Source organism: Rhodococcus sp. ACS1 (assembly GCF_002300155.1).
Lineage (GTDB): Bacteria > Actinomycetota > Actinomycetes > Mycobacteriales > Mycobacteriaceae > Rhodococcus_F > Rhodococcus_F koreensis.
The window spans coordinates 1,163,848-1,176,511 of the sequence record NZ_NSDZ01000004.1 but is presented as its reverse complement, the minus strand read 5'-3'; the positions used below and the strand labels follow the sequence as shown (position 1 = coordinate 1,176,511).

Below are 12,664 nucleotides of genomic sequence, written 5' to 3'. Positions count from 1 at the left end.
CACACGCCACGGTAAGTCGAAGCCGCCCGTTACCGAGCGACTTCGACTGAATTTCCGTCCGATTACCGGAAGTTCACCGGCCGAGCCGCTGCTCCAGTCGAGCGATGATCTCGGTCGCCACCTGCGTCGGCGATCCGCCCACGTCCACCACGATGGCGTCCTCGTCGGGCTCGATCGGCTCGAGCGTCGAAATCTGCGTGTCCAGCAACGACGGGGGCATGAAGTGGTCGAGCCGGGCGGTCAGCCGTTCGCCGATCTGCGCCCGCGACCCGGCGAGATGCACGAACACGACGTTGTCTCCGCGCAGGACGTCGCGGTAGCTGCGCTTGAGCGCGGAGCAGGTGATGACCCCGGGAAGACCGTTGTCGGTGTGGTCCCGGATCCACCCGGCGACGAGATCGAGCCACGGCCAGCGGTCCTCGTCGGTCAGCGGCTGCCCCGACGCCATCTTCGCGACATTCGCCGGAGGATGCAGCGCGTCGCCCTCCTGCAGGTCCCAGCCCATCGCGCCGGCGATGATTCCCGCGACCGTCGACTTCCCGGACCCGGACACGCCCATCAGCACCAGGACGGGATCCGCGGTCTGCGGCGTGCGTCCTACCGGTTCGCGCGTACTCACGTGCATCTCACCAACCTCACTCGACATTCTCGACCCCCTTTAGATGAACACGCTCAGCGCGAGGACACCGGCCAGACCGGTGACGGAGATGATGCACTCCATCACCGTCCACGTCTTCAGGTTCTGTACCACCGTGACGCCGAGGTATTCCTTCACCAGCCAGAATCCCGCGTCGTTGACGTGCGACAGGAACAGCGAGCCGGAGCCGATCGCCAGCACCATCAGCGAGACGTGTGTGGACGTCAGCTCGGCAGCGACGGGCGCGAGGATGCCGGACGCGGTGACGGTCGCGACGGTGGCCGATCCGGTGGCGACACGGATCAGCACGGCCACGAGCCAGGCGAGGAACAGGACGGGGAGGGCGCTGCCCTTGATCGCTTCGGCGATCACGTCGGCGATGCCGGTGTCGATCAGGACCTGCTTGAATCCGCCACCCGCACCGACGATGAGGAGGATTCCGGCGATCGGCGGCAGCGAGCTCTCCAGCGACGCCGCGATGGCGTTGCGATCCATGCCACCGCCCCGGCCGAGGAGCAGCATTCCGGCGAGCACCGCGAGCCCGAGGGCCACGACCGGCGTTCCGAGGAAGTCGAGCAGTGCCTTCGCGGGCGACTCCGAGCCGGCGGCGACGACGTCGGCAATGGCCTTGCCCAGCATCAGGACGACCGGGAGCAGGATGGCGGAGAGGGTGGCCGCGAAGCTGGGGCGGCGACGCTCGGCGGCGGCCTCGGCACCTTCCCGGTCTTCGACGGTCACGTAGAGCTCGGGGACGGGGACGTCCACCCAGCGGGCCGCCAGCTTGCTGAACAGCGGTCCGGCGACGATGACGGTGGGAATCGCGACGACAACGCCGAGCGCGAGGGTGAGTCCGAGGTTCGCGTTGAGCGCCGCCACCGCGACCAGCGGCCCGGGGTGGGGCGGAACGAGACCGTGCATCGCCGACAGGCCTGCCAGGGTGGGAATCGCGATGCGCATCAGCGACAGCCCCGAACGGCGCGCGACGAGAATGATGACCGGCATCAGCAGCACGAGGCCGATCTCGAAGAACATCGGCAGGCCGATCACCGCGCCGACCAGTGCCATCATCCAGGGCAGCGTCCGCGGTCCGGCGCGCCCGACGAGGGTGTCGACGACGCGGTCGGCGCCACCCGAATCGGCGAGCAGCTTGCCGAACATGGCACCGAAGCCGATCAGGATTCCGACACTCCCCATCGTGGCGCCGAAGCCCTCGACGAACGATTTCACCGAGTCCGTGGCGCCGAGACCTGCGCCGATGCCGACACCGACGGCGCCGATCGACAGTGCGAGGAACGGGTGGAGTTTGAGCCAGGTGATCAGCGCGATGATGGCGGCGACGCCGACGACGGCGGCCGTGATCAGCTGCGCGTCGGTGCCGGCGCTGTCGGCCGCTGCGAGTAGTGACGCGGTACTCATTCTGTTGCTCCAGGGAGATCGGTATTGGAATGGCCGTTGTTCGTGACTCAGGTCACTCTGCCTTATAAACCATATGATTTCAAGGTGAAATCCGAATAAGTACTACTTAGAGCCTGAAGAGCGCGCCAACGTGTGTTCAATGGGGGCAACCGTGGGACCATCGGCGGATGACCAACGCAGAGGGCGCCGAGTACCGGCAATTGCACGAAACGGTGCTCGATCGGCTCGGCGGCGACATCGTGGCCGGAGCCCTGGCACCCGGCACCCGCATTTCCGCCGACGACGTGGTCACCCAGTACTCCGTCTCCCGCACCGTCGTCCGCGAGGTGGTTCGGGTTCTCGAATCCCTCGGACTTCTGGCGGTCCGCCGTCGCGTCGGGATCACCGTGCTGAGCGAGGAGCACTGGAATTCACTGGACCCGAGCGTGATCCGCTGGAAACTCGCCGGACCGCAGCGGTTCGACCAGCTGTCGAGCCTGAGCGAACTGCGGTCGGGTATCGAACCGCTCGCCGCGCGTCTCGCGGCGACCCGGGCGACGCCGGAGCAGTGCGGGGCGCTGACGGCGGCCGTCATCGGAATGTCGTCGACGTCCCGCGCGGCGGACACGGATGCGTACCTGGCCCACGATTCCGACTTTCACCGCACACTGCTGACCGCGTCGGGCAATCCCCTGCTGCGTGCGATGTCGCAGATCGTCGTGGAGGTGCTCGAGGGCCGCACCCGGCACTCGCTGATGCCGCACGTCGCGGAGACCGAGGCGATCCGCCTGCACGGCGTGGTGGCGTCGTCCATCCAGATGGGCGACGCGGATGCGGCGGAGGCGGCCATGCGCGCGATCGTGAGCGAATCCGCGACGGCCGTCGAGCAGATGAAGGACGACGAAGACACCCGCGAGTGAGATCCTCGCGGGCGTCTTCGTCGTGGCGGGAAAGGCCTACACGATCGAATCGGAGTGCATGGCTTCGAGTTCCACGCCCTTCGTCTCCTTGACCCAGCGCAGCACGAAAACGAGCGACAGCACCGCGCAGACGGCGTAGAAGCCGTACGAGATTCCGAGCGAGAAGTCCTTCATGGACGGGAACGTCACGGTGATCAGCCAGTTCGCCGCCCACTGGGCACCCGCGGCGAGCGACAGCGCGGCGGCCCGGATGCGGTTGGGGAACGCCTCACCGAGCAGGACCCACACGACCGGGCCCCAGGACATTCCGAACGCGACCACGAACAGGTTGGCGGCGACGAGCGCGATCGGCCCCTGCAGCCCGGTCAACTGCGGCGTCGTGACACCGTTCACGACCGTGGTGGAGGCGGTTCCGAAGATGAACGCCATGGTCGCGAGCGTGACGGCCATGCCGGCGGAGCCGATGATGAGCAGCGGCCGGCGGCCCACCCGGTCGATGTAGGCGATGGCGATGAGGGTGGTGGCGATGTTGACCACCGACGTGATGACCGTGATCTTCAGGGAACTGCCCTCGTCGAAGCCGACGGCCTGCCACAGGACGCTCGAGTAGTAGAAGATCACGTTGATACCGACGAACTGCTGGAAGACGGAGAGTCCGATACCGATCCACACGATCGGCATCAGGCCGAACGCGGAGCCCTTCAGGTCGCGGATCGACGGCTGCGTCTCGCGGGCCAGCGTCGAACGGATGCTCTCGATCTTGAGGTCGAGGCCCTTCTCGCCGAGCAGGACCGCGAGGATGCCGCGGGCCTCGGCGATGCGCCCCTGAGCGATCAGGTAGCGGGGGGATTCGGGAATCGTCAGTGACAGCAGACCGTAGGCCAGCGCGGGCACACACATCGCGAGGAACATCCACCGCCACGCCTCGAGCCCGAACCACAGTTCTTCCTGCGATCCGCCGGCGAGCGCGGCGAGGGCGTAGTCGACCAGGAGCGAGACGAAGATGCCGGTGACGATCGCGAGTTGCTGCAGCGACCCGAGACGTCCACGCACGCGGGCGGGCGAGATCTCAGCGATGTAGGCGGGTGCGATGACCGAGGCCAGACCCACACCGATGCCGCCGACGATCCGGAACGTCACCAGCATCTCGACGTTGGCCGCGAAGCCGGTGCCGATGGCGCTCAGCAGGAACATCACCGCGGCGGCCCGCATCGTGACGAGGCGTCCGTACCGGTCGGCGATCCGCCCGGCCAGCATCGCTCCCGCCGCGGCACCGAGCAGCGCCGAGGCGATCGCGAATCCGAGGAGAGCGGACTCGACCTGGAACTTGCCCTCGATCGCCGACACGGCGCCGTTGATCACTGCGCTGTCGTAGCCGAACAGCAGGCCGCCGAGTGCGGCGACGACCGCGAACCGGACGGGAACCGAAGTGCCCTCTGCGATGTCGCCGGGCGATTCCGCGCCGGGCAACAGGACGTTTTCAGTCATGGGACTCCTCGTGAGCAAGGGGTGATCGAGACTCGGATCGGGCCGAGGCCTGCGCAGAGTGCGCAGTCGTTGTGGTGTGGAACACAGTAGGCAACGAAACCACGAATCGTCAAGACATGAACATAGGAAGGCGTGTTTGTCCGATTTATATTCACCAATGAACACGAGGGACGCGAAGAACGCAGGGCTCACGCCCTGACCGGAGCGGGAATTCAGCGGCGAACAGTCAGGCGGGAAGCGCGGATCGCAGACCCAGGGCGACGGCGCCGAGCACCTGAGCGCGGGGGCCGAGTTCGGCGACGCGGATGTCCAGGGAGCGGACCGCGCTGGGCACCGCGTAGCGGCCGACGACCTCACGCATCGGCCCCAGGAGCAGTTCGCCGGCCAGTGCGAGTTCGCCGCCGATGACGAGTCGTTCGGGATTGACGAGATTGCACAGGCTCGCTGCCGCGACGCCGACGTGGCGCCCGGTGTCGGCGAGCACCCGGATGCAGGCGGCATCGCCGCGCTCGGCCATCGCGACGATGTCGGCGATGCTCAGATCGGGACCGCGACTCGGGGCGAGCAGCCCGATCACGACGTGCGAGGCGACGAGAGTCTCGAGGCAGCCGCGGTTGCCGCAGCGGCACACCTGCCCGAACTCGTCGAGGGTCAGGTGGCCGATTTCGCCTGCGGTGCCGCCTCTTCCGCGGTACAGCCGGCCGTCGAGGACGAGGCCGGCACCCACGCCGTCGGACAGTTTGATGTAGGCGAGGTCGGTGGTGCCGCGGCCGGCTCCCCACATGTGTTCGGCGAGCACACCGAGGTTCGCGTCGTTGTCGACGTGCACGGCGGTGCCGAGATACTCCGACGCGATGGCGGCCGCGTCGACACCGACCCAGCCGGGGAGGATGGACGGGCCGCCGACCTCGCCGGTGTCGGTCTCGAGCGGTGCGGGCAGACCCATGCCGACCGCGAGGACGGACGTGCGGTCGCAGCCGAGTCGGTCGAGGGCCGCGTCGAGAAGGGCGCCCGCCTGCACCACGCCGTCCTCCGCGCGGTGACCCGCACCGAGTTCGACGCGTTCCTCGGCGAGCACCTGGTGTGCCATGTCGGCGACGGCCACGGTGAGATGGCGGTGCCCGAAGTCGATCCCGACCGCGAGGCCCATCCGGCGGGTCAGCCGCACCGCCCGGCCGCGCTGGCCGGGGTGGTCGCCGCCCGGCACGGCGACCATCCCGGCCGCGGTCAATTCCTTGACCATGTTGGAGACGGTTGCGGGGGCCAATCCGGTGCGACGCGCGATCTCCGCCTGGGTGAGCTCACCCGACGTCTGGAGCGCGCGGACCACACGGTGCTGGTTGGCGGATTTCAGCGAGGACTGAGAACCCGGCCGCTGGGAATCACCGTTGTCACTGTCGCGCACGATTCACCGTACCGCGCCGCGTCACGCGCTATCGGGCGAGTGCCGCCGCCTCACGTGCGAGTCCGCTGATCCGGTCCCAGTCCTGCTGCTTCACGGCGTCGGCGGGCGTGAGCCAGGATCCGCCGACGCAGCCGACGTTGGGCAGCGACAGGTAATCGCCGACGTTCGACGTCGAGATGCCGCCGGTGGGACAGAACCGCGCGGCCGGAACGGGTGAGTGGATCGAGCCGAGGAACTTCGCGCCGCCCGACGCCTCGGCGGGGAAGAACTTGAGTTCGCGGTAGCCGTGCTCGAGCAGGAAGAGCACCTCGGAGACGGTCGCCGCGCCCGGGAGGTGCGGCAGTCCGGTGTCCGTCATCGCCTTCAGCAGGGTTTCGGTGCTGCCCGGCGAGACGAGGAACTGCGCTCCCGCGTCGGCCGCCCGCGCGGCCTGCACCGGTTCCACGATCGTGCCCGCGCCGACGCAGATCTCCGGCACCTCGGTCGCGATCGCCTTGATGGCGTCGAGGGCGCACGGCGTCCGCAGGGTCAGTTCGATCATCGGGATGCCGCCGGCCACCAGCGCGCGGGCCACCGGCACCGCGTCGCCGAGGTCGTCCACGACGACGACGGGGATGACCGGGACGCGGTCGAGGAGGGAGGGGCTGTTCGTCACTGAATACTCCTTAGACGGGTTGGGGGTGGAAAACGCTGGCGCCCTGGGTCGCCGGTCCGACGGCGGCACGCAGGCCGGCGAAGAGTTCGCGGCCCGTGCCGACCCATTCATCGGCACTGAGCGCACGACCGGTCGCCGGGCGGGCGGCCAGTTCCTCGTCGCCTACGTGCACGTTCACGGATCCGGTCACGGCGTCGACGGTGAGGACGTCGCCGTCACGCACCCGCGCGAGCGGTCCGTCCGCCGCCGCCTCGGGGGTGAGGTGGATGGCCGCGGGCACCTTCCCGGACGCGCCGGACATCCGGCCGTCGGTGACCAGCGCGACCTTGCGGCCCTGATCCTGCAGAACGCCGAGCACCGGTGTGAGCTTGTGCAATTCGGGCATGCCGTTGGCGCGCGGCCCCTGGTACCGGAGCACGGCCACGAAATCGCCGGTCAGCGTGCCCGCCTCGAACGCGGCGAGGAAGTCGAGCTGATCGTCGAACACCCGGGCCGGGGCGGTCACCACGCGGTGGTCCGGGTGGACGGCCGACGTCTTCATCACGCACGAACCCAGGTTTCCGGTCAGCATCTTGAGGCCGCCGTTGACGTCGAACGGATCTTCCGGTCCGCGCAACACGCTGGTGTCGAGGCTGATTCGGGTGCCCGGCTGCCATTCGACGCCCTCGCCGGACAGCTTCGGCTCCTCGGTGTACCGGCGGAGTCCGGCGCCGACGACGGTCTTCACGTCCTCGTGCAGCAGTCCCGCGTCCAGCATCGACGACACGACGTAGCCGAGGCCGCCCGCCGCGTGGAAGTGGTTCACGTCCGCCGAGCCGTTGGGGTAGATCCGGGCGAGCAGCGGCACCACCGCGGACAGTTCCGACAGGTCGTCCCACGTGAGGGTGATGCCTGCGGCGCGGGCGATCGCCACGAGGTGCATCGTGTGGTTGGTCGAACCGCCGGTCGCGAGCAGTGCGACGCAACCGTTGACCACGGCCTTCTCGTCCACGACCTCACCGACCGGTGTGTAGTCGTCGCCGAGCGAGGTGAGACCGGTGACGCGCTTTCCCGCCTCCCACGTGAGGGCCTCCCGCAGCGGGGTGCCCGGGTTCACGAAGCTGGATCCGGGCAGGTGCAGGCCCATGACCTCCATGAGCAGCTGGTTGGAGTTGGCCGTGCCGAAGAACGTGCAGGTGCCGACACCGTGGTAGGACGCAGCCTCGGCATCGAGCAGTTGCTCGCGGTCGGCCTTGCCCTCGGCGTACAGCTGGCGGACGCGCGACTTCTCGTTGTTGGGCAGACCGGACGTCATCGGCCCGGCGGGCACGAAGATCGTCGGCAGGTGGCCGAATCCGAGTGCGCCGATGAGCATTCCGGGCACGATCTTGTCGCACACGCCGAGCATGAGGGCGCCGTCGAACATGTCGTGGGACAGGCCGATCGCCGTCGCCATCGCGATGACGTCGCGGCTGAACAGCGACAGCTGCATGCCGTCGCGGCCCTGGGTGATGCCGTCGCACATGGCGGGAACGCCGCCCGCGAACTGGGCGATGCCGCCGGCCTCCATGACGGCGGCCTTGAGCTGCCGGGGGAAGTGTTCGAACGGCTGGTGCGCCGACAGCATGTCGTTGTACGAGGAGACGATCGCGATGTTGGGCTTGACGAACGCGCGCAGCGCCTTCTTGTCGGCCGGGCCGGACGCGGCGAAGCCGTGCGCCAGGTTCGCGCAGGCCAGCTTGCCGCGCGCCGGACCGCGGTCGGCGGCCTGCCGGATGCGGTCGAGGTAGATCGTGCGCTCGGGCCTGCTGCGCTCGATGATGCGTTCGGTGACGGCGGCGAGGACGGGGTGTACGTCGGCGGTGGGTGTGGGCGCGTCGGTCATGCGGTAACTCCTTCGTGCCAGGCGCGGCCGTCGCGCTCGATCAGGATGGTCGCGTCGGTGGGTCCGTTGGTGCCCGCCGGGTACCGCCGCGGTCCGCGCTCGGACTTCTCCCACCCGACGAGGATCTGCTCGACCCACTCCCAGGCGGCCTCCACCTCGTCGCGGCGCATGAACAGGGTCGGGTTGCCCCGGACCACGTCCATCAGCAGCCGCTCGTAGGCGTCGGGCGACGGACGCTTGAACGTTTCGATGTAGTTGAGGTCCAGCGACACCGGCTTGAGGCGGATACCGCCGGGGCCGGGTTCCTTCGCCGTCATGTGCAGGCGCATGCCCTCGTGGGGCTGCAGCTGGATGACCAGGCGGTTGGGTTCGCTGTGGCCCTCGCTGCCCGGGAACATGGGGTGCGGGACGGGCTTGAACTGCACGACGATCTCCGAGCAGCGCCGGTCCATGCGCTTGCCGGTGCGCAGGTAGAACGGCACGCCGGCCCACCGCCAGTTCTGGATCTCGGCCTTGACGGCGATGAACGTCTCGGTGGTGCTGTCCGGGTTCTCGACGTCGTCCTGGTATCCGGGGACGGCTTTCCCGTCGGCGAGCCCGGGGCCGTACTGGCCTGCGACCGTGCAGCGTTCGACGTCCTGCGGGCTCATCGGCTTGAGGGCCTGGAGCACCTTCAGCTTCTCGTCGCGCACGGTCTCGCGGTCGACGTAGGTGGGCGGCTCCATCGCGACGAGGCAGAGCATCTGCAGGAGGTGGTTCTGCAGCATGTCGCGCAGCGCGCCCGCCGACTCGTAGTAGCCGCCGCGGCTGCCCACTCCGAGCGACTCGGCGACGTTGATCTGCACGTGGTCGATCGACGAGGAGTTCCACAGCGGCTCGAGGAACGTGTTGGCGAATCGAGTGACCAGCAGGTTCTGGACGCTCTCCTTGCCGAGATAGTGGTCGATGCGGAAGATCTGCGATTCCTCGAACACTGCGCCGACCGCGTCGTTGACGGCGCGAGCCGAGGCGAGGTCGTGACCGATGGGCTTCTCCAGCACAACGCGGGACTGTGCGTCGGCGAGACCGTTCAGGGCGAGGTTCTCGCAGATCGGCCCGAACAGGCCGGGAGCGCACGCCAGGTAGAACACCCGGATGGCGCCTTCCCGGTCGGCGAGACAGTCCTGCAGGCCCGTCCAGTTCGCCGGGTCCGCGACATCGACGGTGACGTATTCGAGGCGATTGAGAAATCGCTCACAGGTGTCCGAATCCAGCTGATCGCCGGAGACGAAACGCGCGAGTTCTCCTCGCACCTTGTCGCGGTAGCCGTCGGTGTCGAGACCGGCTCGCGAGGCACCGATCACGCGGGTTTCGGCGGGCAGCTGACCGTCCCTGTCGCGCAGGTAGAGCGCGGGAAGCAGCTTACGAACCGCCAGGTCGCCGGTGCCGCCGAACACGACGAAATCGCACGGTTCCACGGTGGTCGCTGGTGACATGTCATCTCCCTCTGAAAGCCGGATGTGTGGGCCATCACAGACGAGAGTAGGCGACCTTTGGCTTTTGATCAATACAGACTTAAGTATTTCGACGAACAAAGATCTGAACCTTACGTTGTCAGACGCGTGTCCGGTTGGTTGAATGGCCTGCATGCGGACGCCTCGCTCGACGACCTCCCCGGCGACGGGTGGCGACGTTTTCGCCCTCATTCGCGCAGGGCTAGCCACCACGCGCACCGAGATCGGCAACCTCACGGGGCTGTCCCGCACGGCCGTCGCGGCCCGGGTGTCGTCACTGCAGGCGTCGGGACTCGTCGTCGAACGCGAAGAGGGCGTGTCGACCGGCGGACGCCCGCCGGTGAAACTCTCGTTTCACGTGCAGGCCGGTGTGGTGCTGTCGGCCGCCATCGGCCGGAGCCGCACCCAGCTGGCCATCTGCGACCTCGCAGGCGACGTCATCGTCGCCGAGGATGTGGAGCAGGAAATCGGCACGAGCCCGGCCGAGCTGATGCCCGTCATCGCGAGACGTCTCATCGCGCTGCGCGAGGGCCTGGGCGAGACCGCGGGGCGGACGGTCGGAATCGGAATCAGTCTCCCCGGCACCGTCGACACCGAGCGCGGGTGCAGCCTGAACTCCCCCATGATGTCGGGCTGGGACGGCGTTCCGCTGCAGCCCTTCCTCGCCGATGTCACCGACGCGCCCGTCTTCGTCGACAACGACGCCAACGTCATGGTCCTGGCCGAGCGGCGCGGGGAACGCCGCGACTTCGCCGATATGCTGCTCATCAAGGCGTCGACCGGGCTCGGCGCCGGACTCGTGTCCGGCGGCGTGCTGCAGCGGGGCGCCCTGGGCGCGGCAGGCGAGATCGGGCACACGAAAACCGCAGCGGCACAAGGGGTGGTGTGCCGCTGCGGTGATGTGGGATGTATCGAGGCCGTCGCCGGCGGGTGGGCGCTGGTCCGCAATCTGCAGGAGCAGGGACGCGAAGTGACGCACATCCGCGACGTGATCACCCTCGCCCTCGCCGGCGACGCCGAGGCCCGGCGGATGATCCGCGAGAGCGGGCGTCAGATCGGCGAGGTCCTGTCGGGGGCGATCAACCTCCTCAACCCGGAGGTCGTGATCGTCGGCGGCGACATGGCGCAGGCGTACGACACGTTCGTCGCCGGGCTACGCGAAACCCTGTACGGCAACGCGATCGCCGTCGCCACCCAACAGCTTCAGATCCTCCCCTGGACGCACGGGGAACTGTCCGGCGTCGTCGGCAGCGCCACCATGGCACTCGACCACGTCCTCAGCGTGCGCGCCGTGGACCAACTGCTCGCGCAGCAGAAATAGGCGGCTCCGCCGCCTGTGCGTGGTTGACGAGTCCAGAGACTCGTCAACCACGCACGGGCCGGAGGCCTACTTGACGTCGGAACCGTGCCGGGTGAGCGGCATGATCTCGATCTTCATGTACGGGAACAGTGGAAGGTTCCACAGGATCTCGTGCAGTTCGTCGGCCGACTCGACGTCGAAGATGCTGATATTGCTGTACTGACCGACGATCCGCCAGATCTCGGGCCACTTGCCGGAGCGCTGAAGCTCCTGCGAGTAGGCCTTCTCCTTGGCGATGGTCTCGTCCCGGACCTTCGGGTCGAGGTCGCGGGGAATGGCGACGTCCATGCGCACGTGAAAGAGTGCCATCGGGTGGTGTCCTCCTCAGTTCCTGGTCCAGGTCTTGACTGCGTCCATGTTGAGCTCGACTCCGAGTCCGGGGCCTTCGGGCAGGGACACCTGGCCGTCGGCGTAGCGAAGCGGTTCCTGCAGCAATTCCTCACTGAACAGCAGGGGCCCGAACAGTTCGGTGCCGAAGTTGATGCCGGGCTCGGCGCAGGCGAACTGAATGGACGCCGCGGTCCCGATCGGGCCTTCGATGGACGTGGCTCCGTGGCAGGCGATTCCGGCGGCCTTGGCGATCGCGACCACTTCGCGGCTCTTCGCGAGGCCACCGCACTTGGTGGTCTTGAGCGCGATGACGTCGGCGGCGCCGCGGCGGGCGACCTCGAGGGCGTCGTGCGGAGTCTGGACACTCTCGTCGGCCATCACCGGGACGGGGACGAGCCGGTTCAGCTCGGCGAGGACCTCGAGTTGCTCACCGGGTGTGGGCTGCTCGATCAGTTCGACGCCGCCGTCGACGAGGCGGGGCACGTACTTCAGCGCGGTCAGCCGATCCCAACGGGCGTTGACGTCGATCCGGACGCCGGCCTTGCCCTCGAGCGCCTGGGCGATCCGGACCACCCGAGCCGTGTCGACGGCAGGGTCGAGCGCACCCATCTTCAGCTTGAAACTGAAGTGCCGCTTCGACTCGACCAGGCCGAGGGCCTCCTCGATGATCTCCTCGGCGGGTGCGGCGCCGAGGGCCCAGGTGACGTCGACGCTCTTCCGGAAGGCGCCGCCGAGCAGCGTGTGCACGGGTACGCCCAGGCTGCGGGCCCAGGCGTCGTGCAACGCGACGTCGACGGCCGCCTTCGCGAAACGTGCATTGGCGACCACCCTTTCGATGTCCGACATGATGCCGGTGATCTCGTCGACACGCCGCCCCAGCAGGACCGGGGCGATGTACTTCTCGATGATCGCCTGCATCGTCTCCACCGACTCGCCGCCCCACCAGGGGCCGCCGGGGACGACGCCCTCGCCGTGGCCGGTCACGCCGCCGGCGGTCTCGACCGCGACCAGCAGGAGCGGCTGCGCGGTCATCGACGTGGTTGCGAACTTGTGGGGACGCACCAGCGGCACATCGAGGATCGTCGTTTCGACGGAGACGATCGACAGGTCGGTCATC

The 12,664-nt window shown here is 68.3% G+C and carries 11 protein-coding genes; 2 read left to right on the top strand and 9 right to left on the bottom strand.

The window, feature by feature from the left end; genetic code table 11:
* Positions 1-73: 73 nt before the first annotated feature.
* Positions 74-625 carry a gluconokinase gene (locus CJ179_RS17665; protein WP_072947669.1) on the bottom strand — a complete coding sequence of 184 codons (552 nt, stop codon included), beginning with the start codon at positions 623-625 and terminating at the stop codon, positions 74-76.
* Positions 626-658: 33 nt separating this feature from the next.
* Positions 659-2,053, bottom strand: coding sequence for a GntP family permease (locus CJ179_RS17660; protein ID WP_072947666.1), 1,395 nt, complete (start codon positions 2,051-2,053; stop codon positions 659-661).
* Positions 2,054-2,220: 167 nt separating this feature from the next.
* Here CJ179_RS17660 and CJ179_RS17655 point away from each other — a divergent pair, with 167 nt between their 5' ends.
* A complete protein-coding gene (locus CJ179_RS17655) occupies positions 2,221-2,952 on the top strand; it encodes a FadR/GntR family transcriptional regulator (protein ID WP_072947664.1) in 732 nt (243 codons plus the stop codon).
* 36 nt (positions 2,953-2,988) lie between these two features.
* On the opposite strand, the gene CJ179_RS17650 is transcribed toward CJ179_RS17655, so the two are convergent.
* The 5 genes from CJ179_RS17650 to zwf all read right to left on the bottom strand — a co-directional run bounded on the left by CJ179_RS17650 (position 2,989) and on the right by zwf (position 9,839).
* Entirely contained in the window at positions 2,989-4,440 is a 1,452-nt protein-coding gene (locus CJ179_RS17650) for a sugar porter family MFS transporter (protein WP_095862384.1), read from the bottom strand.
* Positions 4,441-4,666: 226 nt separating this feature from the next.
* Complete coding sequence (locus tag CJ179_RS17645; RefSeq protein WP_074933891.1) at positions 4,667-5,845, bottom strand: ROK family transcriptional regulator; 1,179 nt, start codon at positions 5,843-5,845, stop codon at positions 4,667-4,669.
* Between the two features lie 28 nt (positions 5,846-5,873).
* Positions 5,874-6,500 (bottom strand): bifunctional 4-hydroxy-2-oxoglutarate aldolase/2-dehydro-3-deoxy-phosphogluconate aldolase, encoded by a 627-nt coding sequence (gene eda / locus CJ179_RS17640; protein ID WP_095862383.1) that lies wholly within the window; start codon positions 6,498-6,500, stop codon positions 5,874-5,876.
* Positions 6,501-6,510: 10 nt separating this feature from the next.
* On the bottom strand, positions 6,511-8,364 hold the full coding sequence (gene edd / locus CJ179_RS17635; protein WP_072947647.1) for a phosphogluconate dehydratase: 1,854 nt from the start codon (positions 8,362-8,364) through the stop codon (positions 6,511-6,513).
* Entirely contained in the window at positions 8,361-9,839 is a 1,479-nt protein-coding gene (gene zwf, locus CJ179_RS17630) for a glucose-6-phosphate dehydrogenase (protein ID WP_072947644.1), read from the bottom strand. The genes edd and zwf overlap by 4 nt, the downstream gene beginning before the upstream one ends.
* Before the next feature lie 151 nt (positions 9,840-9,990).
* Here zwf and CJ179_RS17625 point away from each other — a divergent pair, with 151 nt between their 5' ends.
* On the top strand, positions 9,991-11,178 hold the full coding sequence (locus CJ179_RS17625) for an ROK family protein (protein WP_095862382.1): 1,188 nt from the start codon (positions 9,991-9,993) through the stop codon (positions 11,176-11,178).
* Positions 11,179-11,244: 66 nt separating this feature from the next.
* Here CJ179_RS17625 and catC read toward each other — a convergent pair whose 3' ends face one another.
* Both catC and CJ179_RS17615 read right to left on the bottom strand, forming a co-directional pair.
* A complete protein-coding gene (gene catC / locus CJ179_RS17620; RefSeq protein ID WP_072947638.1) occupies positions 11,245-11,526 on the bottom strand; it encodes a muconolactone Delta-isomerase in 282 nt (93 codons plus the stop codon).
* A 15-nt stretch (positions 11,527-11,541) separates the two neighbouring features.
* Positions 11,542-12,663 (bottom strand): muconate/chloromuconate family cycloisomerase, encoded by a 1,122-nt coding sequence (locus CJ179_RS17615; protein WP_072947635.1) that lies wholly within the window; start codon positions 12,661-12,663, stop codon positions 11,542-11,544.
* Between the last annotated feature and the right edge of the window lies 1 nt (position 12,664).

Coding starts and splice junctions, on each gene's coding strand:
- CJ179_RS17660 (WP_072947666.1), bottom strand. CDS start 2,053: ATGAGTACCGCGTCACTACTCGCAGCGGCCGACAGCGCCGGCACCGAC.
- CJ179_RS17650 (WP_095862384.1), bottom strand. CDS start 4,440: ATGACTGAAAACGTCCTGTTGCCCGGCGCGGAATCGCCCGGCGACATC.
- zwf (WP_072947644.1), bottom strand. CDS start 9,839: ATGTCACCAGCGACCACCGTGGAACCGTGCGATTTCGTCGTGTTCGGC.
- edd (WP_072947647.1), bottom strand. CDS start 8,364: ATGACCGACGCGCCCACACCCACCGCCGACGTACACCCCGTCCTCGCC.
- catC (WP_072947638.1), bottom strand. CDS start 11,526: ATGGCACTCTTTCACGTGCGCATGGACGTCGCCATTCCCCGCGACCTC.
- CJ179_RS17615 (WP_072947635.1), bottom strand. CDS start 12,663: ATGACCGACCTGTCGATCGTCTCCGTCGAAACGACGATCCTCGATGTG.
- CJ179_RS17665 (WP_072947669.1), bottom strand. CDS start 625: ATGCACGTGAGTACGCGCGAACCGGTAGGACGCACGCCGCAGACCGCG.
- CJ179_RS17625 (WP_095862382.1), top strand. CDS start 9,991: ATGCGGACGCCTCGCTCGACGACCTCCCCGGCGACGGGTGGCGACGTT.
- CJ179_RS17655 (WP_072947664.1), top strand. CDS start 2,221: ATGACCAACGCAGAGGGCGCCGAGTACCGGCAATTGCACGAAACGGTG.